Raw genomic sequence first — 22,654 nt, 5'->3', positions numbered from 1 at the left:
TCGTTTTCGACTGGAAAAATACGATATTCTAGTGATGCAATGGAAGAGCAGATCGAAGGTATCTGGGCCCGTCACATGTCCTACCTGATGACCTGTCTGGATCTTCCCGCCTTGGTAGGTGCTGGTGATCGCAGTACCATCGACTTGGTACTCAAAAACAGTGCCGGCGCCGGATAGGCCATGAGCATTGCCTGCGACCTGGAATTTACGGTTGTTCAGGCGTTCGGCGACTAGCGAAGATAGGGTTGTCACGAGAGAGCGTCCTTCAGTAAAAGTCTGGGTTTCCATTCCCCATTACCGTACCCGATTTGTTGCCGAGCCAAAAACGCGAATGGCGCTGTAGTTTGTAAGCAAATACGAGCGCGTGAGGATGGAAGCCCGCAGGGCCAAGACGCCTGCTGGTGGCTTGATTCACGACAGCCGTGCTCGAAGAGCCACGCCAAGCAAGCTCGCATGCGTCTCTAAGCTTGTTTCTTCGCTGAGATGCCCCATGGCCGGTTACGCATCGATCTGCCTGCTTCATACGGTGCTTCATGAGCTGCCTTTGATCCTGAGCTTCCTCAAGGAATACCCGCTGCTGCAGCCGCACATTTCGTTCTCGGATCGTTTTATCGACCCCGTTCACAAGGGCATCGACATCGTGGTGCGAATTGGGGGCCCGGATGCCCGGTATCCAGGGCTTGGCCATCGGTTCATTGGCGCTCAGCGTATGGTCTTTTGCGCTGCACCTAGTTTCTGCAGGAACTTGGCAAGCTCCTGGATGAAGCCGATCTTGAGGATCACCTCTGCGTTGCTTACGGCTACACCGATGGTCAGGTGGGCGCGTGGTACTTCGGTGACCGTCTGTCAGACGATCAGCAGCGCCGGTTGATTCATCCGCGACTTGCTGTTGGAGATGGCGAAGGGGAGGTGGCTGCAACATTGGCTGGGCACGGTATCGCGCAATTGCCGACCTGGCTTGTCCAGACACACTTGGATGAAGGCCGCTTGGTGGAAGTGCTACCTGAGCTCGCCACGGACGGGCTGCCGATGAACCTGGTGTGGCTCAAAACCTAGGAAAGACTCCCCAAGGTCAGCATCCTGCTGAAATACCTCGGCGAACACTTGGCACCTACGGCAGTGGTAAACCGACGGGCGTATCGGATCGGTAGAGCAGAATGGGGGACGCGCGAGTTACAGGAATGAGCGTAGGCCGCCGCTTGGACGGCCATTGAGTCCTGACGCTGTCAGGGGCTCACGAGTTAACCGATCGTGTGGCCCAGTTTTTTGGTCAGCAGGGCGTAGAACTTCACGCGCGTGCGAGGGTTGGCCAACTCCTCACAGCACTGCGAAAGTGCGTCTATTGCCGCCTGCTTGGTAACCTTCCCGCCATTCACCAGCGGCAGCAGTTTGGAGTCGTAAATGTACTGGAGCTCGTTGTAGTCATCACACTGGGCACACGAAACCAACGCGGCATCACGCTTGCCGTTCGGGTTTTCATCCTTGTAGGAATACTTGTCGTTGATCTCTCGAATCGTGGTTGGTTTTGCCATGGTCTTGCTCCTTCAGTCCGGGCAATCCTGGATGAATTCCTTATTGCCACCGGTATTAGTTATGTGATGGCGTTCTGCCTTAATTCAAGGGCTGGTTCAGGTTAACTCTGATTTTGTCGATAACGGGTAGGGCGAGACGCTGACCATTCATCCGCTCTAGGTCAAGGTTCTAAGGACTATTTCGCAGTGGCACCGCATGTGGGTGATGGTAGGCTGCTCGACCTGCTTCCAGCTCACCTGCACGAAGGGGTGGGCCCACATTCGTCCTGGAGTCTTACCCGCAGTGGATGTCTCAACCCCCAAGCCACCCGTGTCTCAACCGATCCGTAAACCTGATCACGACGTCAACAAGCGTTGGATGCACAGAGTGCTCGACCGGTTGTTGGACAGCTGGGGCATCGAACAAGCCTCTGCCTGGCGTCGGGGACGGGAGGTCGGCTGGGCTGAAGGTCGAGAGGACGGTGACAGGGCGGGTTACGATCGTGGCGTTGAGGACGGCAAACAAATCGTCGTACTCCGCCCAGGCCCTATGTCAGAGCCAGGTGCTCCAAGGGACAAGGAGCGAACACTCTTCAAGGAGTGGAACTTCAGGATTTCGCCGGAGGTGAGGCAGCGATTCATTGACGATGTGGCTCGTAATCTGCCCAAGCACCAACAACCTTCGAAGCAGCAATGGAAAATGATCCTGTCCACCACGCCTACCACTTCGGTGGTCGCCGGCGCCGGTAGCGGAAAATCTACAACCATGGTCTTGAGGCTCCTGCTGCTGAATCACTACTTGGGTGTGGATTTTTCAAGCCTGACAGTGGTGACGTTCACGAAAGAGTCCAAGCACGATTTCGCAGGGAAAGTTAGAGAGGTTTTTGGAAAGTGGGGGCGCACAATCTCTGAAGAAGAGTCCCTGGACATCGTTCGCACGTTCCACTCCCGCATACTTGCATTTACCCGAAGCATCAAGGGCCTTGAAAAAGTCAGGGCGTTTGAGTTCCTGGACAACAAAAATGATGAGGATGAAAAAGACGGTTCCATGCTCAACGTCAAGTTGAAGTCGGAACAGCTGGATCTGATGAACCGGTGCTACCACGAACTCTATGCCGGCAACGCCGTGTTCAAAGAGCTCATAGGTCATCTCGTTCGCCGATCAATCATTCTTGAGCAGCTCGACTAGGATCACCCTGACGTGCTGGATCGCAAACGCAAGGCCAAGGACATGGCCGCCTTAGATCAAACCCTATGCAACGCCTTGGAGGGGCTTTGGAGCAAAGCAGGGCGATGGCCGATCGAGGGCGTCGATCCAGCGGGCAGAGACGTATCCATACTGGGGCAAACCTTTCATGCCGACGGTTATATTCCAAAGTTAGGTGCGTATGTGCTCCTGGGTGTAGACAACAACGAACCTGGCGGACTCAAAACGCCTGGTCAGAGCTCGTACATGAACAGCAACGTCAAAGACAAACGTCTGCTGTTTCAGGCGTTCTGTTCTTCGCCGGTGATCTACCTGAAGAACTACAAAGAAGCTGCTGGCTCCGTTGATGCCATCAAACACCTTGCGACCAGTTGCCCAAAATTCAACTACGAAGTGCAGGGCGAGCTGGGCGGGCAGCCCATCATGGATGCGTTTTATTCGTCTGCATCCTTCATGGAAAACCTCGGTCTGGATGTCATCGAGGCGGTCAAGAAAATGAAATTGACGAACGACGATCCGGATCGCCGGTTTTTTGCGGCCCTGAGCATCTTCTGGAATAGATTCCAAGACATGCTCCGGGACATGAGTCCGCCGGTCATGACCTTCAACGCCATGTTCGCGATGTTTAGTGAGCGAGGCGCGTTGAATCTGCGTGTCATCCCGCCTCATGTACTTCAGCCCATGACGACGCTGATGATCGATGAGTTCCAGGATGTGGGCGCGAACACGATTTCCTGGGTGCGAGCGACGTTTGCCGAAATCGAACGCCGCAACATGCGGGTTCTGACGGATGGGCCTCCTGCCTATGCGTCGCTGATGGCGGTGGGAGATTACTGGGAGAGCATTTATGGCTGACGGGGCAGTTCACCTCACTTTTTCACCGACTTTGACAAGCAGTTCCCGTCCCCCTCCACGACTGCTGTGACGCTTCGGGACAACTACAGATCCCATCAATGGGTCATCGACGCTGCGGAACAGATCGTCATTCGTACCGGAGGCGCTTCCGACAAGGGAGGCCTTGCGGCCAACCCTCGCGTCATGAACGACAAGGCACCGGTGAAGGTGCTGGCCCCCGACTACGGGCATATGAAGCAAGAAGTTCTTCGGCACTACGAACAAAATGAAACCATCCTTCTCCTGTCGCGCAGAAGGAAAGACAGGGACGAGATATCCCGTCAGCTTGATCGCCCGACCAAGCGCGCCGCTGACGAAGGGCGTAAGGACGATATCAAGATCCTCACTTATCACGCCTCCAAAGGGCTGCAGGCTGATGCGGTTTTCCTGCTGGGCGACTGCGAGGTCAAGTCCTCCTCGCCCTACAAGAATGACCTCTACAGGCAGGCCAAGATGGGAAGCCAGGGCGACCCTTGTGGATACGACACCTCGCAATGCCATGAGGCCCTGCGCACGGCCTACGTTGCAATCACCCGTGCAATCAAGCCTGCTACTGGTACGTGGATCGTAAGGAGGCCAAAGTGAGAGTCATGGAGAAGGCGAGCCGCTACATTGATGAGTCCGCTGACTTCTGGGATGTCGATCAGAAGGCTTTGCTCCGCGTCGTCAATGCACCTGCCAAGAAGAAGCCTGGCGCCAAGCCATGGCAGGGGCCACGATTCTGATCGTGTTGTTCGATCTCGATGCTGATCCGGGCGAGGCACCTTGGCCTCGCTGGCTGCAGTCTTCAGTAAGGTAGCAGGTAGAAGCTGCGTCCATTTTGAAGTTGATTGCAAACGGTGCTTGGGTCGAAGCTTTGAGGGGATTCCACTCGCTGATGGCGGTATTGCTCACCGACGGCTTTGCTCCTGCTGTTCAGTCTTTACTCTTGCTGTTCGGTATTGAGCCAAATCTCAAGGGTTGGCGGGCTTCAAGTTCAGGTGAATTGGGTCGATACAGTCATAGGTTCCCCTGCAGGAGACGCTGGTCACACAAGCGCTCACGCAGGCGGAAGCGGAACATCAACGCACTGTCGCAGTCGAACAGATGCATGCGACATACGCTTCGATTTCGCTATTGGTTTAACGCACCATTCGTAAGGTTTGTTTCAAAATAGCTTTCGGGGCGCATGTTTCGGCTATAGAATGCCCGACCTTCGTTTTTAACGCTTGCGCGCGCATTTGCGCCAATGCGTATGCATTTGGCTACGGTTCGACGGTTGTGCGCTTGTGTTTGCGCATGCTAATTTGAATCAACGTGCATTTTCAGCGAGAGAATCCATGAGCTTACAGGCACTGATTGACCTTTCACGCGTTCGCGATCTTAACCGCGACAGTAACGACCGGCTTGAGCAAGCTCGCCAGCGTCAGCGTGATTATGACCACAAGATTGAGAAGCAGGTTGCCAACAAGGCAGTCGGCCACGCGCTGCTCGCGAAGACCTGCAGCCTTTAACTCACCTTTTTTGTAAGGAAAAGCAGCCTGATGGCTGCTTTTTTTATGCCAATGAATCCTTTCCTGATTTCCAGCTTCGAGAAGCAGACCCTGAGCAATCTGGTGACGCAATGCTTCGGCTCAGATTTCCCTGACATCCTTCAAAAGCCCCAAGTCGACTACATCTTCAACTACCTGAAGGACATGGGCGCCGTCTCTGTGCTGCTTGAGCGCAACTACGTCGACAAGGATTATCTGGAAGACTTCTCTCACTACTATGTGAAGCGATTCGGGAATGCTGGGCACCAGTGCGCGCGGATGCATTTCTTCACCAGGCCCGTGGATCACAAGCTTATCGACACCATACTTGAGGCTGGTGAAGGTTCAGAAGAGCTGGCCCTTGAACTCAATACGAGCTACCTGGGTTTCATGGTGATCAAGCCACTGCCCAAGACGTTCATTGGTAAGACCTGCTTGAAGGTCATGTCGGATTTAGATGCGCCGCCGGTAGTCGCTCAGATGGTCGAAGCGGACGCCAACAACGCGGTGGTTGAGAGCGCAGCGGTTGAGTCTGAGCCAGAGGTTCAGGAACCCGCTGTCGAGATTGGCCAGACCGGCCAGGTCGGCAAACGTAAATGCCGGTTGTCCCGTGAATACACGGTGGATCTGTTCGGCATCAAACTGAGTGTTTGGTCTATCGCTTTCCAGGAACAGGACAAGGTGGTATCGGCCTGTGCGTCGACCGCGATCTGGTCATCGCTGCACTCGCTGAAGTGGCGGGACGTCAAAGCCATCCATTCCTGCAGCGAGATCACCCTCAATGCGATCAACCACATTGACGGCTCTTCCAACAGCTTCCCCAACAAGGAATTGACCAACAAGCAGATCTTGCGCTGCCTTGATGTCGAAGGGCTTCGCCATCACTCCGAGGATCTGAAAAAGCAAAAGCTGTCGGAAGAAGACTTTCTGGCCACCGTCACGGGGCACATCGACAGCCATCTGCCTTTGCTCGTGATGGGCTCAGTCTCCAAGGTCACCGATGAGGGAACGCTGGAAGACTACGATGCCGGGCATGCGGTATGTATCCTGGGCTACAAAGTGGACAGCGACAGCGTCGTTTACGTGCACGATGACCGTCTAGGGCCTTATGCGCGTGCGAAGCTGGTAAAGCTCAACCGGTATGATCCTAAAGCAAGTGCCGATGATTGGGCGCTCGGGCTGCAACGGATGATCGAAGGCACCAATCAATGGAAGGATCCTCACGAGCTGATTGTCCCAGAATTTCTTGCGATGCCTACTGACACCAAGGCAAGGCTGCCATTTTTTTACGCCCATTACACCGGCCAGAAAATTTCAACAGCATTCGCAGACTTGGCCGGTCTTTTGTCCAGTTCGTCGACTGAACCAGAGACTCCAGCGCAGGAGCAGGCAGAGAGCCCGGCAGTTGAGGAGCTCACCTACGCGGTGAAATTGCGTTCGATCTCCGAAATTCGGCAGGAAATCAGAAAGCATGCTGCTCCAGCCGAGTATGTCGATCCTTCGACGGGTGAGTCTGTTGTGGTTAGTGCGGATGCTCTGGATGCCTGGAAGCGAGCCAAAGTCAAGTTCCTGACTTCCAGCTTCGCCCGCTTGCAGTGGGAAGTGCAGTTTTTCTACGGCAGGGTAAAAGCTTTTCGCGTCTTCATCGACGCAAGCGATATCCCGCAGGGTAACGCTGTTTCGGCCATCTACGTCGATAACGTTATTCTGAGCACACCGCTTCTGAAGATCTTCGCAGTACACGGCTCATACATTGCCGAGCGCGCAGCGCCCGTTCACTTCTATCAGTCATTCCTGTCGCGGTTGCGTGATCGTGAAGAGACGCTGGAAGATTACCTCGACGAAACCTATGGCCCACTTCGCGCGCCGATCAAGCTGAAGGAACAAGAGTTTCTGGACGGCCAGATTTCCACGAACCCTACTCGGCAGGTGTTGCGTGATCCCCAGCGCAGGCGACTTATGGAGCTTCATGATCGGTTCGCGCAGGAAGAGCTGACCTACCTGATTTGGGCAATAGCCCACGATGGTGCACTGCTCATTGGTGAAGAAATCCCCTTGTTGATTGGTGATGAACTGAAACCGTGTGGCCATCCTTGCATCACCAAGTTCAAGCCAGCGCGCATTGCGGGCGAGCTGAAGAAAGTGGATGGCGGCTGGCTCATCAACCCTAAGTCAGGGCGCTACAGCGGGGATTACGAAGACACGACCAGGCTTATGGGCAACTGTCTGGAAAAATTCAGGCTGTTCTTCCCTCAAGATACCTTCGACCTGGAAGAGTTAGCTCCGAGACCCTGACATTTGGCTACGACTGCTTGGAATGCTGGGATCAGCCTCAGCCTCAGCCTCAGCCTCAGCGGTTGCGGGAGTGGGAAATATCGAATCAAGAGCCTACAGAGGTTGGTCTCTAGAATGGGTGCTCAGTTGCGCACTGGGCTGAAGCAGGTCAATCGGGATGGTCGAACGATCCATGTTCGACCTTCCTTGTGCGCAGCTACGCGGATGCTGCGAGTATGTCCTGGGCGGTTTACATCATGTCAGTCCAGGGCAGGCCGCACCGCGATTACTGACCTTCCCACCACTGCTTGAGCCAGGGATACAGTGGGAAAGCCGCTAGGGCAAGCAGGTGTTCTTTGTACTCGCCTATCTGCTGCCAGCTGAGGCCTTTAGACAGCAACCCCGATACGATCACGATGACCACAAGCATTGGCCAGGCGCTCAACACGAGACGCATCCAGTTAAGCCCAGTGAATGCCTTGGCGATTTCGTTGTATTGCCGACGGTAATCACGACCGATGTACATGATGTAGGCAAAGCAGCAGATACCTGCGACCTCAGCTACGAATGGTGTGACTTTCACGTTTGCCAAAGCCCACATAATCCCGAGAATCATGCTTGCGAGGCCGCCCAGTCGGTTCATGTAGCGGTGTGCAGTCTGCATTTCGGGTGTGGTGATGCGAGGGTCGATACCCTTTACTGGCGTCATTGCATTTGTGCTCCGTTTTTCATGGTTAACCGGGGCGGACGCACCCGGCTTCTACCAACGTAACGGGCCTCGATCTTCGTTTCTACTCGATGCGTTGCACTTACTCATACCTGGCGAAAGGGGTCGTATTGGGCACCGTTCCGAGATCAATGGCCTGAGTAGTCGATGATCAGGTTGTTCAGGATGTGCGGATACCGGACGGCGTTTCGCCCTGTTTCGCCCGGTTATGGTGCCAATGGGGATCAAGCGTCGAGATTCAGCGCGATTTGCCAGACCATTTCGAGTGGCTGCTTGCTATCGATGACGAGGTAGATGAGGTCGCGCTGACTGCGAGGGAGTTTTTTGACCACATTCTTGGCTGCGGCCCTGACGCCCGCATCTGTGCCGTGGATCTTCGCCGCTAAAAGCAGGACGAGGGTAGCGTGGGTGAGGTTCATGGGGGCTCGTGGTACTGGGCAGCGTTTCAGAGGCTTACTCGACGGCAGATGCCTCAACCCTCTGCGGGAGGGGGGTTACTGGCGGGCTGGGATTGCCGGCCCTTTTTCGAGGCCGGCACACATTATCAACGCTTCCTAGGCGGTGTGGTGCGGTTGACCACCTGCTCTTCGGATCTTCGCTGATATTCAGTCGTGGGAGGCGGTGGCGGTGTTTGATTCTGATTGTTCTGGGGTTTCCTCGAATCGGTCATGCGCTGAGTTCTCTGAGAGTAATGAGCGCTGCAAGTAGGGCGATGAAACCCGCACCGTATACGAGCTCTGAATAGGCGAGCTCTAACGGCTTGGACTTTTCGTCGATCGCAGCTTTGAGTTTTTCCAGGGTATCGATGTAGCAGTTATAAATGTGTAGCTGTTGCTGATCAGCATCAACGTTCCTCAGATACTCAGCCGTGACCCTGCTCGATGGAAGGGCAGGGCAGTCACTGATCCGCAAGGCGCTGAAGGCATGGCCCCATGAGCAGCCGATGCAGATGGCAGCTGCAGCGAATGAGCAAAAAATCAGCACGGAGATCGGGGACGACAGCTGAAACAGCAGGCCATTCTTCAGGCCGGCCAACGCGCTCAGTGCTGCGATCACGATCGATACGGCAGTTAGGAATTTTGCGCACTTGTTTTCGAAATGATCGAACCTGGATTGCTCATCCTTGAAACGGTTCTGCAGGTAGCCGATGGTTTCTTCCATACCGCGATCCGTTTCCAGGTGAGATAGGGCTCAAGAGCTTGTATCGTGGATTGTAACTCTACCGGCACGGTTGTGGGCTGACCGGTCGGTGATGGGCGACAGACCTGGCACCGGGAGTATGAATGAGCATTGAAGCGTATCGCAGACAAGTCATATCGCATCAGCAAGCCATCGCCAAGCTGCAAAGTGACAAGGGCAAAGTGGCTGCGAAGGCAGCTGTAGCGTTGAAGAAGAAACAGGATGCCTCTTTAGCTGCCGCTCGCGCATCAAGCGTGTCCACCAGAAGCACCAAGGAACGCGAGGCTGTCCGCCACGCTGACGACCACGGCAAGGCCATGGTTGAGATTGCTCGAATCGAAAGCAAGATCGCTGATGAGCAGAAAAAGCTTGTCAGCGCCCAAGGCAAGGTCGCTCAGGAAGAGGCTAAGGCCCAGAAGAAGCTCGATGACGCCCGCAAGAAAGAGGATACCGCTCAGAAAAAACGCGACGATGACCTGAAAAAGCAGCAGCTAGCGGACAAACGTGCTGATGAGGCCCGCGCGCGCCAGCTGAATCATCTCAACGCAGGGCTCGTGAGGCATGAACATATGCATGCCGCGACCGCCCAGCAGATTGAGATGCTCAAGGCCCTGCCTGAAAGGATAACGGTGTTGTTCTTCGCATCCGATCCGGTCAGCGGTTCTTCGAGCCCATTGGCACTGGATGAGGAGTCACGCTCCATTCAGCAAGGAATCAGGGCCTCGGAATACCGTGACTCGGTTAACTTTCAGACTCGCTGGGCTGTGCAAGCCATGGATATTCTGCAGGCTATTAACGAGTTAAAGCCTACCGTCGTGCACTTCTCGGGTCATGGAACGCCCAATGATGAACTGGTGCTCAAAGACGATCAAGGCGGCCCTTGGGCTATCTCCAAGGAGGCCATTGTCAATGCGATTGCCGTCAGTTCGCGAAGCGTAAGACTGGTCTTCTTCAATACCTGCTTTTCCTACAACCAAGCCAAGGGCTTTGTTGGCAAAATAGATGCTGCGATAGGGATGAACAGAGAGATAGGTGATTACGCAGCACGTGTCTTCTCATCTCAGTTCTACTCATCGATAGGCTTTGGACTTTCAATCCCCATGGCATTCAATCAAGCCAAAGCCATGTTGATGATGATGGTGCCGGATGAAGCTGATATTCCAGAGCTTCACTACGATGAGAGTAAGCCAGAGGAAGAGCTCATGTTGGTGAACGTGGATATGCCATGACGGCTCCCACGGGGCGCTAATATTCGATGTCGTCTTCGAAGAAACCCGGATCTTCTATTTACCTTGGGGCGCGGGCCGGACGACTACGGACGTCGGGCCCAAATACTGTCCCCGGCGTCAATTCGACATGACCCCCAATCCGACGAGTGCAGTTTACGATGAGCGAGCAGAATGATGGAGCAGAGAATCCCGGCCCTGCTGCCGAGATAATTCAAAACTGTGGTGAGCCCATCAGATTTGCAGAGGTCGGGCCTATCGGAGGATTTGCGGGTGTATCTGCGAATGCTGGGCAGGGCCGGGGAGGCGGGGCGAGGTTTCGCTGTGGTAGCCGATGAAGTCAGAGCATTGGCGCACAGAACATCTCAATCCACGCAAGAAATTGAGGACATGGTGGCTGGTATTCAGAACAGCACATCCGGCGCAGTGGAATATATGGCACGCAACACCGCACGATCTCAATCCACGCTTGGCCTTGCCAGCGCAGCGTGAGACGCCCTGCGCCAGATCACCGAGTCCATTGCTCAGATCAACGAACGGAATCTAGTCATCGCGAGTGCATCTGAGGAGCAAGCACAGGTGTCACGAGAGGTTGACAGGAGTCTTGTAAATATACGTGATCTGTCTACTCAATCAGCAGCCGGCGCTAATCAGACAAGCGCTGCGAGTCATGAGTTGTCTCGACTGGCCACCAACCTGAATACGTTGGTGGCGCGATTTGTCGTTTGACGATGACGTTCTAAATAACTGACCTTTGCGTCGTCAGCCTAATGCGAGCTGATGACGCCCCAGAAGATGGCGCCTAACCGTCCGGTGTTTACATTAACAACTCTTTAGAGTGCAGCCCCAGAGGATGAGCTGGCGCATTACCATCCAGCGGCGTTTCTGTGGAAGAGAACAGGTGCCATTCCCCGATGATGTCGTTACGTGGCCGGTACGGTTTTTATCGAGCTAGGTTTGGGGATCATGCTTGGACGCTAAGACGCTTATTGAAAACCGTCTTAAATGAATGGTTACGTTCTGCCCGGGAGTCCAAGGGACTTGAAGCGCCGCCTGCGCGCAAAGGTGAATTGGGGGCTTCGGTATAAGGGTGGCCTCGGACATGTAAAGTCCGAGGCTGTTTAGCAGAGATCAATGCAACGAGTTTCCCCGTCCTTTCGCAACGTCCTTGGCGCTGATTTCTGCGCCGCTCTGTCCAAAGCGACGCAACACGAATGTGCTAACGGCTGCGAGCTCGGTATCGTTGTATGCGCGGCCAAAATCGGGCATGCGTTGATCGGCTCGCACCGCAGATGGCGTGTGGCCTTCCAGCAGCGTGGCGATCAGATTGGTGCCCGCTGGGTCGTTGACAGTCTTGAGCCCCATGAGCATGGCGATCGGTGACTGATTGCCACTGCCATCCGGACGATGACATGCGGCGCAAGCGTCCGAGAAAAGCTTGTGACCCAATGGGACGCCAGGTTGATCAGCGACCGCTGGTGCGGGCCTGGCAATGCCCTGGCTTTGCGCTGGCGTAGATTTGAGGTACACCGCAATCGCCTTAACGTCCGCAGGGTCGAGGAAGCGCAAGCTGTGTTCAACAGCATCCGCCATTGGCCCGCCAGCCCCACCATAACCAGGCGCGTAACCTTGCGACAGATAGCTGATCAACGATTCTTGAGGCCATGCGCCAATCCCGTACTTAACGTCTGAGCTGATGTTGTAAGCCCGCCAATTGCCGACTTCTCCGCCTGCCAGCGACTTCCCAGAGCTCATTGCCTGGAACACATTGCGCGGCGTGTGACATTCACCGCAGTGACCCGGCCCTTGAACCAAATATGCCCCGCGATTCCACTCTGCTGACTGCTTGCTATCGGGTACGAAGCGCTCGTTTGATGCGAAAACCAGATTCCAGAAAAACATACCCCAGCGTTGATTGAACGGGAACGAAAGATCGTTCTGCGGTGGTTGCTGATTGACCGGCTCCAGACTGAACAGGTAGGCCTTGATTGCGAGAATGTCTTCGCGGGACATCAGGGTATAGGAGGTATAGGGAAAAGCCGGGTAGTAGTGTTTGCCATCCTTGCCTACGCCTTTTTGTAATGCGCTGACGAACTCATCGTCGCTCCAGTTACCAATCCCGGTTTCCTTATCTGGGGTGATATTGGGGGAATACAGCGTGCCAAACGGCAGCTTGAAAGACAGGCCTCCGGCAAACGGTTTACCACCTGGAGCCAAATGACACGCGAGGCAGTCTGCAGCACGCGTCAAGTATTCCCCTTTGCTGACCAGCGCCGGATCGGCGGCCTGCGCTGTCAATGCAAATGCACCGATCAAGAGTGCGAGCACAAATTTAAGCATTTTCATGACGGCGCCCCTTAAACAGTGAAATAGCCGAAACGGCTGAGTGGCAACCGACGCTCACGGACTCCGCAAGCAGCATGAAGCGCATTCACCAGCGCAGCTGCGGCTGGCACCACGCCGGTTTCTCCAATTCCACCAGGGCTTTCAACACTGGGCATCACATGCACGTGTACTGCAGGGGCGTCGCTCATCCGAATCTGCCTGTACGCATTGAAGTTGCGCTGCACTACCTGGCCTTTCTCTATAAGGATTTCGTTAAACAGAGCTGCTGATAATCCGAACAAAGTGCCGCCCTCCATCTGCGATCTAACCGAAGTCGGGTTGTTGACGAATCCGCAGTCGACCACGGAGGTCAGCCGTTTTATGCGAATGCCTTTTTCTCCCTGCATCTCAAGCTCAATCACCGTAGCGACGAAACTGCCAAACACTGCGCTGACTGCCACGCCACGTCCGTGGCCGGCTGGCAACGCCTCTTTCCAGTTAGCCAGTTCCGCTACTTTCCTTAATGCGGCCTGTGCACGTGGCTGCTCCTGCATCAGACCCAATCGATATTCCACGGGATCGGCTTTCGCGTTGCGTGCTAGCTCATCGATAAAGCATTCGATTGGGAAGGTGCTGCGCAAAGGGCCTACACCACGCCACCAAGAAACCGGAATGGCCTTAGGATCTTGCCGGATGTAGCGCACCTGCAGGCTCTCCAGTGAGTAGACTGGCTCGATCGCTACTTCGACCGCGTCGCCATCTACGCCACTTTCCGGCAGTTGACCAAGGTAAGACGCGACGATTGAGGCACCTACAATACGGTGCTCCCAGCCCACCGGTCGAAGATCTTTGTCCAACGCTGCGTTGAGACGGTCGACATAATGGGGGCGATATTTATCGTGGGTCATGTCTTCTTCGCGACTCCAGATCAGCTTGATTGGATAGCTGACTTGTCGAGCGATATCAACGGCTTGAAAGATAAAGTCGGACTCAAGCCGGCGACCGAAACTGCCACCAATGAGCTGGTTATGGATAACCACCTTTTTCATGGGCATGCCGCTGATTTTAGCAGCACCCATCTGCGCAAAAATGGGTGCCTGGCAACCGACCCACAGCTCACACATATCAGGGCGAACATGGGCGACGCAGCTCATGGGCTCCAGGGGTGAGTGCGAAAGAAATGGTTGTTGATAGACTGCTTCGAAATGATTAGGCGCACTTTTTATAGCCGCTGTAATGTCGCCCGTTTGCTTAGCAAATACGCCATCTCTGGAACTTGCATCGAGCAAGGCGCTGTCCAGCTGAGCAGAATCTACGGAACCGTGGGCCCCGAAATCCCACTCGACCTCCAAAGCTTTTAGCGCCTGCTGGCAAGCCCAGAAATTGGTAGCTGTCACCGCTACCGCATTGTCCAGTCGAACTACGTCTCGTACGCCTTGAACTTTACGTGCCGCCTCGTCCTTGACGCTTCTGAGCTTGCCGCCGTACACCGGGCAGGTTAGCGAGGAGGCAATCAGCATGTCCGGTATTTTTAGATCGATCGTGAATTGCGCAGATCCGTTGACCTTGTTTGGCGTATCGAGCCGCTGCGCGGGAGTGCCCAACAGTTTGAAATCTGCGATGGGCTTGAGAGCTACGTCATTTGGAATCGGAAGCAGAGATGCTGCGTCTACCAAGTCTCCGTAATCTGCATGTTGGCCGTCAGGCCCTAAGACTTGACCGCTTAGAGCTCGGCATTCGCTTGGAGCGACCTTCCATCGTAGTGCCGCAGCTTGAACCAGCAATATGCGAGCGGTGGCGCCCGCTCGCCGAAGCGGTTCCCAAGTGAATCGGGTCGAAGTCGAGCCACCAGTCGCCTGGAACTGCAGCAGTGTGTCCGTATACAGAGCCCCGTTGGGAGGCGCTTCTTCGATGCTCACCTGACTGAGCGGCACTTCTAGCTCTTCGGCGACCATCATGCCTATGGCTGTCTGTACGCCTTGGCCCATTTCGATCTTCGGTGATATCACGGTAACGCGACCGTCGCGCGCGACCTTCACATATGCACCGAAGCCTGGCGCAGCATTGTCTCCCAGCCGGGCCGTCGCGACCGTTGCGGCGGCAAAGCTGCGGCCGACCATAGGAGGTAGCCAGGCACTTATAAATAAACCACCCAATGAAAGAGCGCTGCCCTTAAGAATGCTTCTGCGTGAGACCTTCGCAACCATTCGATCATTATCTGTCATGGGAATTTTCCTCAGGCCTTGCTCACGCTTTTGATGGCTGCGCGAATGCGGGTATAGGTCGCGCAACGACAAAGATTGCCGGCCATGGCCGTCGTGATCTGCTCATCGTTGGCGTCGGGGTGGGCTTGAAGCAGACCGACGGCAGACATGATCTGGCCAGGCTGGCAGTAGCCGCACTGAGCGACCTCATGCTCCAGCCAAGCCTTCTGCACTTGCTGACCCACCGGCAACTCTGCCATCCCCTCGATTGTGGAGACCCTGCGTCCTGCTACTGCGCTGACGGGCAGTACGCATGAGCGAGTGGCTTGTCCGTCCAGATGCACGGTACAAACGCCGCATTGAGCAATGCCGCAGCCATATTTAGTGCCTGTCATTCCCAGTACATCACGCAATACCCAGAGCAGTGGCATGTCATCAGGGACATCCACAGCGTGATCCTGACCATTGATCAGTAATGTCTGCATCGAAACCTCCGGCGTTGATCACGGTTTGCCGCTGACTCATTGCCCAAAGGGAACGTTGGCCTACAGCGGCGTGTTTATGTTGGTCGTAGCTGACCCGACGTAACGCTGACGTAGGGATTAGGAGCCACAAGGTAAGGACAGGGCGCGCGTCATCTGTCGCTTCAAAAATTGATACTACAGGGGCAGGATCAGGATGCGGAGCCCTTTTAAAAACATTTTTCACTGTTGCGTGACTCCGGGCCTTACGTTCTGGACGGCTCAATCAGCTTGTTCTGAGAAGAGACTGGAGGGCCGCGCATATTCAGCGGGCAGCTGAAAGAGCTGGATTTGTCAGGAAGCCATTCGACGCGGTTGGCGGGAGATTCTCGAAGGGTGGTAAGGGTGGGAAAAAGCGAGCATTACCGTTCCTCCTTGGATCTTTGAGATTTCGGAACGACTTGGCAGTCCCTGATGGTTAGGCGCAGCTGACCTCATCCACGCAGATGGCTATTTGGCTCTCGCAAACGAATACGCGTTCGGATAGCGAACCTGCCGCAGCGCGAGACGCAAAAGCCAACCAATGCGGCGCTGTACTGATCCGGGACTGGCAAAAATTCATTTCTTTACCGCTTTAAAAACTGAAGCTACTATCCGGGTCAGGATGAACTAAAACGTGAAGACCTGTGCATCCACGAAATAGATTATCAATGGACGGAATACTTCGCTTTTACCCCTATCAATGACATCACTTGTGCAGAGGATTTCATGACAAATTTATTAAGAATTGACGTAAGTGCGCGGGGCGAGCAGTCGGTCTCAAAGGCTCTTAGTCAAAAGTTTGAACTCGAATGGCAACGTCATCATCCGGAAGGCGAAGTATATCATTGTGACTTGTCAGAATCAGCACCACCATTTGTAGATATCGAGTGGATCGGCGCAGTCTTCACTCCGGTGGATGTTCGAGATGAAGCGCAGAAAGCGGCGTTAAAGATAAGTGATGATTTTATCGAACAGTTGAATCGTTGTGATCATTACCTCATCGCTACCCCTATGTATAACTTTGGGCTGCCTGCGGCGCTGAAGGCGTGGGTTGATAATATCGTTCGAGCCGGCGTTACCTTCAAAGCGAACTCAGACGGTTCTTATACGGGCCTGCTAAGTGGGAAGAAGGCGACACTCATCGTGGCTAGTGCAGGCGTTTACCTAGCTGATACTCCCACTTTTCCATATGATTTTCTCACGCCTTACATGCGCCATATTCTTGCATTTGTTGGCGTTACCGATGTAGCTGTCGTCCAGGCGGGCGGGACATATACTATCGATGGCGAGAAGGTCACGATAGATTTCTTCGTAAAGTCCGCAGAAGAAGACGTTTCCAGTGCTGCGAAGCGCTAATAAATTTTAGCGACTAATAGACAGGTAAATTATATGTATTTTTTACATCTCAGTTTGACCGAGAAGTTCGGTAGTGTTGAGCCTTATAGAGACGCACATGTAGAATGGGTAAAGAAATACGTGGATCAAGGCGTATTTCTTCTCGCCTCTGCGAAGGTTAATGGCTTGGGCGGTATGATCATGTCCAAGGGAGTTGATAAAAAAGAGCTCCGTTCCATCATCTCCGAAGATCCGTACTTTGCTAATGATCTGGTCGAATATCAAATAATCGATGTCGACGTCAGAATGGTTCAGCCTGAACTCAAGTTACTAGAGAGCGTTTGAATCAAGGCTCTGTTGCTATAATTCAAAGTGTTCAAAATGCTTGTGAGTGCGTGCATTGAGTGCTTGCTGTGAGTAAGTTTACCTCGTACCCGTATCAATGATACGGGTTTTTTCTATATTTCGCCGGCTTGGGTTTGACTGCTTCTCCAGCGAGCCGCTTTCAATGCAGTTCCGGCTGTTGCGTCAATGCTGTCATCACGACAGGTCAGCGCGCCAAAGATGAATACCCCTCTGATGCTCGATGCTGTGTGGGCAGTCTGTATAGCCAGATACGCCACGCAAACGCCACCCTAGGCAGTGCCGCCGGCATTTCTGATATCTATTAGCCCACATCCTACTAGAACCAAAGCAGGGACATGCCGTCAGGGACATTCACCAGCGATTCCAGCGTTTCATTGGAGCGGGGATCTTCGCGTCGATCGACCGAGGCTAGATTTGGTCGGAGTAAAGTTGTGTTCACGTGTATGGTATTGAGCAGCACCGTCATAAGCATGCCCGCGTGCAAATCGTCGATAACAGGGAATCCTTCCAGCAACCCCTGTCGGCGCCTTCTCCCAATCGCTACCGCACGATATCGATGCCGTTCAAGGCGGAAATCTTAACGTTCTGCATAAGAGCGGCAAGGGCCTCAGACACATCTGCTTGATGTGCCTGAGGCCTGCCTAATAGACTGAATTAGGGGGAATTTGGCTCTAATGAGAGCTTCCGGAAAGCACTATTAGGCGGTCTCTCTCTTCGCGTATTCAGGTCGGCTGATCAAGGTTTGTGCGTTCAACGTCTGTTTCGTCCTCAACATTTCCTCTGTCCAGGAATAAGAAAACCACTGCGGCTGTCAGGACGGTGATGGAAGTTAAAATCAACAGCAGAGTACTGAAGGCAGTACTATAACTAGCAACTAGCAACTCATGAGCGGTGTCTGGCAGGATAGAGGCTGCTGTCGCGAGATCTCCCGTGACAAGTCGTTGCGCGGCCTCATTCATGTTTTTCGACTGCTCGGTTGTTGACGCAGCAAGATGTTGTGCGGTCAATCCTGAAAGCACGGCACTGACGACTGCCACGGCAACACCTTCGCCAGCGACCCTGGTGGTACTGAATATTCCTGTGGCCATCCCTGCGCGTTCCTTGGGCACTACGCTGACCGCAAGGCCGTCCATCAACCCCCACGGCAGGCTGATCCCCGAGCCAATGACCAACAGAGGCAGCATTACATCAAGGGGTGTACTGCCGACTGGTTTGTGACTCAGCCAAAAGAGACCAACTGCCGAAACCGACAAACCGAGGCCGCAAATGGTGGAAGGTTTGAACCATCTGGTCATGTGACCTGCTGCGATCGGCAGAAACAGCAAGGGAGCAGAAAGCGCAATCATCAGTTGGCCAGCCGCGATCTCACTCATGCCATCAATTCCAACAAATCGAATGGGTAGCAGGATCAGTAGAACGACATATGCGTAGGCAGGAGCGGCGGCCAGCAGCTGTACGCCTACAAATCGCGGATAGCGAAAAAGAGAGAGATCAAGCATGGGTTGCGCGACCCTTCTCTCAATCAGCACAAATACGGCGAAGGACACCACAGCACAGACGAGCAAGCCGATCACTGCAGGATCGCTCCACCCATTTTCAGGCGCCTTAAGAATGCCGTAAGTGAACACAGTCAAAGCCCAGGTAAAGCTCAGCGCACCGGGCCAATCGACACCGTTCGCATCCGGGTTGCGCGAGTCCCGCATGTATCGCGCACCTAGCACCGTAGCAATCACTGCAAACAAGGTGATCAGAAGAAAAACAGTTTGCCAGCCGACAGTGGAGATCATCAGTCCAGAAGCAATGGGGCCAAAAGCCAACCCGATTCCGAAACTACTGCCGACGTAACTGAATGCTCGCACCCGTTCGGCGCCGTCAAATTCTTGCGCTAACGAAGCCATCCCGCCAGAAAATGCCGCTGCAGCAGCAACGCCCTGAGCTGCGCGCAAGAGGTCAAAGCAAAGAAGGTTTGGGGCGAAGGTCGATGCCGCAGAAAACACTGCGAATCCGGAAATACCTGCAATAAAGACAGTCTTGCGACCATAGTGGTCAGCAAGCGCGCCGGCGGCCATCAGTCCACTCCCAAACGTCAACATGAACGCGTTGGTCACCCAGTTCAAGGCCATGGGAGTGCCCTCAAAACTTCGGCCAATCGCCGGTATCGCGACTGCAGCTGCCGTGAAGTTCAAGGGCATGGTGATAGATGCGATGCAAACTGCGATCAGAATCAGCGTTTTCTGCATCGCAGTCAGCGCTATTGACGTTGGCATTATTGATTTCCTCGATCTTACGATGCAGGCGACTGGCATTTGTTGCGCGAGCCTGCGGGAGATCGGCAGAGGATAAAGACGTCGTAATCGTTTAAAAAACGCTTTAAATTCCGCGTATACCGGAACGAAATGATTGAATTGAAAGGGGCGAATGTGGATCGGCTAAGCGGACTGATGGCGTTTGTAAGAGCCGCCGAACTCGGTAGCTTCGTTGCCGCAGGAAGAGCTCTGGGGCTATCTGCCTCTGCGGTCGGGAAGGGCATCACCAGGCTTGAGCAGCAGCTGAGCGTCCGTTTGTTTCAGCGCTCCACTCGAAGTTTGCGTTTGACGGATGAAGGAAAAGAGTTCCTGGAGCGGTGCCGGCGAATCCTGGACGACCTGGACGACGCACAAGCCACTATTTCGCGCAGCACCGAAAAGCCGCGTGGTCGGTTACGCGTTAGCACTCCAACGGTCACCTATCACCTGCTGCTTCCCATTCTTCCTGAATTCCTCAGCCGCTTTCCTGACATAGATCTGGATATAGATTTCAATGACAACATGGTTGATTTGATCGACATGGGAGTAGATGTAGCCATTAGAAGTGGGCCCTTGTCGGACTCTCGATTCATGTCCAGACCGCTTCGCTCTGTGCAGATGCTGATCTGCGCTGCTCCGGTCTATCTTGAGGCGCATGGCATCCCTGAGTGCATTGAAGACTTATCGAGACACACTGCGATCAGATTTCGGTTTCCAACCAGTGGAAAGCTTCAGGAACTGCCGTTGTCCCTGACACCTGGAAAGCCGGAACCGCATCCTGAGACAGTGTTTACCTGCAACAACATGGAGGCATTACGTGGGGCTACGATCGCCGGGTTAGGGATAGGCTGCATGCCTGACTTCCTGGCGCGTGAGCCACTGGCTAGCGGCACTCTGAGAGCTCTTTTAAACGACAGTATCAGGAGACCAAATCCGTTGAGCCTGGTTTGGCCATCGAGCCGACACCTGTCGCCAAAGGTCAGAGTATTCGTTGACTATGTTGGGAAGGCATTGGCAGCAGTCGACGTCTAGCCACAAGGTGCGGCTACCGATTGCTATTTGGTGCTTCATTAGGAAGGGGGCTTGATGCGGGGGGTTGAAATGTACGCGATCAGTGCCCCCTTTTGAGCAAGGGCGAATCGATATCTCAGGCAGGCTCGGCACGATGCCAGACGAGTTTGGAAACCACCGACTTGCCTTTGGATTGAATCGGGATAGCGGTCGAAAGGGTGAGCACTGTGCCGTAAAGGCTGACCAAACGGGGTTGATTGTTTCCAATCCAATTTGGCAACAAAGAGACGAACACGCTATGGGTGACCATACTTTTCTCTTCATCGACCACAAAAGGGCCTGAGTATGCAACGTAGGTCGAGGCGGCTGCTTTGTACTCCTCAACAGTCCCTTGATAGAAATCATTGACAGCGAAGTTTGCTCTCTCAGCGAGCATGAATTGCGCTGACATGTATCCACCGGGTGTGTACATGATTATACCCTTTGGGTTAGGGCCCATTGGGTGAAAGGGTTCAGTGCCATCCACCGGTGTCTCAGTGTACGAGCGTAATTTCCAAGCACCAACGATCCTCTCGCGCAAACTCATTCCACATTTCCTATCAAAGGTTAAATGGCGGCTGACAATGTGATGGTGGTTCCTAACCATCATCAGGCTTACAGAAGTTCCTCTACATTTTTGATGGAGATTGCCCGCTTAGCTTGGAGGTCGACGCTCAGTCGCGCGAACTGTTCGCATTCATTGTCGTACCAGCGAAGAGCTTCTGCCTGTGAGGCTTTCCAGCTAACCTCTTGCACAGGCTCAGACTGGGCAGAGTGATCATCGTCATGGGCGACTGCAAAAAGGTTGCCGTCAGAACCCCCAATTATCCCAGCCTTGGCCTTCTTGATTTCCTCCGCAGTGATGGATCTGACCGCTGTGAGAGTCACCGAGGATCCGACATCTTCAACGCTGCTCATAGCCATCTCCGGTTCCAGTTTTCATCAGATCTTTCTCCAGTCGCATGCGGAGCACATGAGTGAATGACGAAATGTATGCTCGATCACTTCAAAAAATAAAGCAACAAGGCAATTAATGAAAATTCTTGTTTGATGGGGCGTCAGAGGCACAGGGAGGCACGAATGATTGGGCCAAAGCGGGGGAGAGTATGAAAGGGGTGCAGAATGGGGTGGATTCCCGCCTAGAAGCAGCCCCTTACTGAGATGGAACTCGAAATGTATCGATGACGTGTCGCTTGAGCAGATCGTAGGCTTGCTTCAGATTTCCCTGTTGCAACGGATAAACGACCCAAATATTCATTTGAAGCGAAAAGTCCGATACCTCGACAATTGATAACTCGTCGCTCAGTGAGCTTTCCTCAAATACTTTTTTCGGCAGCAGCCCCAGTCCCAAGCCGGCCGCAATCATGCGCATCTGGATAGCTGCACCATGAGTATCGACGGCAAGCTTCAGCACTTGCCCGTGTCCTCCCATTGCCGACTCCAACGCAGCTCGGTAACCACAGCCCTTTGGGTTCAAGACCCAGCCACAGTCAGACAAGCTTCTTATATTGGTCAGTTGCTCCACCACGGGATGCCTTTTGCTTTGCACCACTAAAATATCGAGAGTCGCTACGAATGTCCCATCGAGGCCCGGTGGCGGGCTACTGTGGGCCGGGAGCAACAGGGTTGCGACATCAAGCTCCCCCTTAGCCAGCAGGTGTTGAAGCTCGGAACTCCAATGGGTTGCCACCTGCATATCCAGCCCAGGAAAAGCTTTCCTGATTGATGACACTGCATCCAACACCACGACATCAGCCACCACCTGAATAAAACCCACCCGAAATTTCCCACAGGGCGACGCAGTTTCCTGGGGAATCCGCCGCAACTGTTCGGCATCGTGAAGCAAATCCAATGCGCCCTCATAAATTCGAAACCCCATCAGGTTTGGTACAGGGGGCCTGCTGGTTCGGTCAAAAAGCAATGTCCCAAGCGACTCCTCCAGATTTTGGATTCGTCGCGATACCGCCGACTGAGTCAGGCGTAGTCTTTCAGCAGCTTTTGTAAGGGATGCGCACTCCACTACAGCGGTAAAGGCCCTCAAGTCTTCTAATTGCATG

The 22,654-nt window shown here is 54.0% G+C and carries 21 protein-coding genes and 3 pseudogenes; 12 read left to right on the top strand and 12 right to left on the bottom strand.

Annotation, left to right across the window (positions count from 1 at the left end; genetic code table 11):
* Positions 1-30: 30 nt before the first annotated feature.
* A pseudogene (locus BMZ10_RS26520) lies at positions 31-288 on the bottom strand (hypothetical protein); the annotation flags it as partial.
* A gap of 198 nt (positions 289-486) precedes the next feature.
* Between BMZ10_RS26520 and BMZ10_RS26515 the strand changes: the two are divergent.
* A pseudogene (locus tag BMZ10_RS26515) lies at positions 487-1,185 on the top strand (LysR substrate-binding domain-containing protein); the annotation flags it as partial.
* A gap of 56 nt (positions 1,186-1,241) precedes the next feature.
* Here the strand turns inward: BMZ10_RS26515 and BMZ10_RS26510 are convergent.
* Positions 1,242-1,532 (bottom strand): hypothetical protein, encoded by a 291-nt coding sequence (locus BMZ10_RS26510; protein ID WP_093469544.1) that lies wholly within the window; start codon positions 1,530-1,532, stop codon positions 1,242-1,244.
* Positions 1,533-1,815: 283 nt separating this feature from the next.
* On the opposite strand from BMZ10_RS26510, the gene BMZ10_RS26505 reads away from it, so the two are divergent.
* The 6 genes from BMZ10_RS26505 to BMZ10_RS26490 all read left to right on the top strand — a co-directional run bounded on the left by BMZ10_RS26505 (position 1,816) and on the right by BMZ10_RS26490 (position 7,418).
* On the top strand, positions 1,816-2,700 hold the full coding sequence (locus BMZ10_RS26505; protein ID WP_177182236.1) for a UvrD-helicase domain-containing protein: 885 nt from the start codon (positions 1,816-1,818) through the stop codon (positions 2,698-2,700).
* 12 nt (positions 2,701-2,712) lie between these two features.
* Positions 2,713-3,573 (top strand): hypothetical protein, encoded by an 861-nt coding sequence (locus BMZ10_RS26500; protein WP_093469538.1) that lies wholly within the window; start codon positions 2,713-2,715, stop codon positions 3,571-3,573.
* A gap of 66 nt (positions 3,574-3,639) precedes the next feature.
* Positions 3,640-4,197 carry a 3'-5' exonuclease gene (locus BMZ10_RS26495; protein ID WP_093469535.1) on the top strand — a complete coding sequence of 186 codons (558 nt, stop codon included), beginning with the start codon at positions 3,640-3,642 and terminating at the stop codon, positions 4,195-4,197.
* Positions 4,194-4,337: a hypothetical protein gene (locus BMZ10_RS27815; RefSeq protein WP_177182235.1), complete on the top strand. Its 144-nt coding sequence runs from the start codon at positions 4,194-4,196 to the stop codon at positions 4,335-4,337. Before BMZ10_RS26495 ends, BMZ10_RS27815 begins: the two co-directional genes overlap by 4 nt.
* Before the next feature lie 594 nt (positions 4,338-4,931).
* Positions 4,932-5,105 (top strand): hypothetical protein, encoded by a 174-nt coding sequence (locus BMZ10_RS27810; protein ID WP_177182234.1) that lies wholly within the window; start codon positions 4,932-4,934, stop codon positions 5,103-5,105.
* A 30-nt stretch (positions 5,106-5,135) separates the two neighbouring features.
* Positions 5,136-7,418 (top strand): hypothetical protein, encoded by a 2,283-nt coding sequence (locus BMZ10_RS26490; protein WP_143070344.1) that lies wholly within the window; start codon positions 5,136-5,138, stop codon positions 7,416-7,418.
* Positions 7,419-7,683: 265 nt separating this feature from the next.
* On the opposite strand, the gene BMZ10_RS26485 is transcribed toward BMZ10_RS26490, so the two are convergent.
* From BMZ10_RS26485 to BMZ10_RS26475, 3 genes are all read right to left on the bottom strand, one after another.
* Entirely contained in the window at positions 7,684-8,106 is a 423-nt protein-coding gene (locus tag BMZ10_RS26485; protein ID WP_093469529.1) for a hypothetical protein, read from the bottom strand.
* Between the two features lie 242 nt (positions 8,107-8,348).
* Complete coding sequence (locus tag BMZ10_RS26480; protein ID WP_093469526.1) at positions 8,349-8,543, bottom strand: DUF7740 domain-containing protein; 195 nt, start codon at positions 8,541-8,543, stop codon at positions 8,349-8,351.
* Positions 8,544-8,790: 247 nt separating this feature from the next.
* Positions 8,791-9,285, bottom strand: a complete 495-nt coding sequence (locus tag BMZ10_RS26475) for a hypothetical protein (protein WP_093469523.1) — start codon at positions 9,283-9,285, stop codon at positions 8,791-8,793.
* A gap of 122 nt (positions 9,286-9,407) precedes the next feature.
* Between BMZ10_RS26475 and BMZ10_RS26470 the strand changes: the two genes are divergently transcribed.
* Both BMZ10_RS26470 and BMZ10_RS28085 read left to right on the top strand, forming a co-directional pair.
* On the top strand, positions 9,408-10,532 hold the full coding sequence (locus BMZ10_RS26470) for a hypothetical protein (protein ID WP_093469520.1): 1,125 nt from the start codon (positions 9,408-9,410) through the stop codon (positions 10,530-10,532).
* A 291-nt stretch (positions 10,533-10,823) separates the two neighbouring features.
* Positions 10,824-11,258, top strand: a pseudogene (locus BMZ10_RS28085) (methyl-accepting chemotaxis protein); the annotation flags it as partial.
* Positions 11,259-11,660: 402 nt separating this feature from the next.
* On the opposite strand, the gene BMZ10_RS26460 reads toward BMZ10_RS28085, so the two are convergent.
* Genes BMZ10_RS26460 through BMZ10_RS26450 form a run of 3 tightly spaced genes read right to left on the bottom strand, consistent with a single transcriptional unit; the run spans position 11,661 to position 15,543 of the window.
* Positions 11,661-12,875 (bottom strand): c-type cytochrome, encoded by a 1,215-nt coding sequence (locus BMZ10_RS26460; protein ID WP_093469517.1) that lies wholly within the window; start codon positions 12,873-12,875, stop codon positions 11,661-11,663.
* A gap of 11 nt (positions 12,876-12,886) precedes the next feature.
* Entirely contained in the window at positions 12,887-15,079 is a 2,193-nt protein-coding gene (locus BMZ10_RS26455; protein WP_093469514.1) for a xanthine dehydrogenase family protein molybdopterin-binding subunit, read from the bottom strand.
* Positions 15,080-15,090: 11 nt separating this feature from the next.
* Positions 15,091-15,543 carry a (2Fe-2S)-binding protein gene (locus BMZ10_RS26450; RefSeq protein WP_093469511.1) on the bottom strand — a complete coding sequence of 151 codons (453 nt, stop codon included), beginning with the start codon at positions 15,541-15,543 and terminating at the stop codon, positions 15,091-15,093.
* Positions 15,544-16,287: 744 nt separating this feature from the next.
* Here BMZ10_RS26450 and BMZ10_RS26445 point away from each other — a divergent pair.
* Both BMZ10_RS26445 and BMZ10_RS26440 read left to right on the top strand, forming a co-directional pair.
* On the top strand, positions 16,288-16,917 hold the full coding sequence (locus tag BMZ10_RS26445; RefSeq protein ID WP_093469508.1) for an FMN-dependent NADH-azoreductase: 630 nt from the start codon (positions 16,288-16,290) through the stop codon (positions 16,915-16,917).
* Between the two features lie 33 nt (positions 16,918-16,950).
* Positions 16,951-17,241, top strand: coding sequence for a YciI family protein (locus BMZ10_RS26440; RefSeq protein ID WP_093469505.1), 291 nt, complete (start codon positions 16,951-16,953; stop codon positions 17,239-17,241).
* Positions 17,242-17,984: 743 nt separating this feature from the next.
* On the opposite strand, the gene BMZ10_RS26435 is transcribed toward BMZ10_RS26440, so the two are convergent.
* A complete protein-coding gene (locus tag BMZ10_RS26435; protein ID WP_093469502.1) occupies positions 17,985-19,529 on the bottom strand; it encodes an MFS transporter in 1,545 nt (514 codons plus the stop codon).
* Between the two features lie 129 nt (positions 19,530-19,658).
* On the opposite strand from BMZ10_RS26435, the gene BMZ10_RS26430 reads away from it, so the two are divergent.
* Complete coding sequence (locus BMZ10_RS26430; RefSeq protein WP_256214600.1) at positions 19,659-20,579, top strand: LysR family transcriptional regulator; 921 nt, start codon at positions 19,659-19,661, stop codon at positions 20,577-20,579.
* Between the two features lie 115 nt (positions 20,580-20,694).
* Here BMZ10_RS26430 and BMZ10_RS26425 read toward each other — a convergent pair whose 3' ends face one another.
* From BMZ10_RS26425 to BMZ10_RS26415, 3 genes are all read right to left on the bottom strand, one after another.
* The gene (locus tag BMZ10_RS26425; protein ID WP_093469500.1) at positions 20,695-21,144 is read right to left on the bottom strand and encodes a lipocalin-like domain-containing protein; all 450 of its coding nucleotides are present in this window, start codon (positions 21,142-21,144) and stop codon (positions 20,695-20,697) included.
* Between the two features lie 68 nt (positions 21,145-21,212).
* Positions 21,213-21,515: a hypothetical protein gene (locus tag BMZ10_RS26420; protein ID WP_143070343.1), complete on the bottom strand. Its 303-nt coding sequence runs from the start codon at positions 21,513-21,515 to the stop codon at positions 21,213-21,215.
* A 235-nt stretch (positions 21,516-21,750) separates the two neighbouring features.
* Positions 21,751-22,653: a LysR family transcriptional regulator gene (locus tag BMZ10_RS26415; protein ID WP_256214599.1), complete on the bottom strand. Its 903-nt coding sequence runs from the start codon at positions 22,651-22,653 to the stop codon at positions 21,751-21,753.
* Position 22,654 lies beyond the last annotated feature (1 nt).

It is taken from the genome of Pseudomonas sp. NFR16 (genome assembly GCF_900108875.1).
Taxonomy (GTDB): Bacteria; Pseudomonadota; Gammaproteobacteria; order Pseudomonadales; family Pseudomonadaceae; genus Aquipseudomonas.
This window is presented reverse-complemented; position numbering and strand designations above follow the sequence as displayed.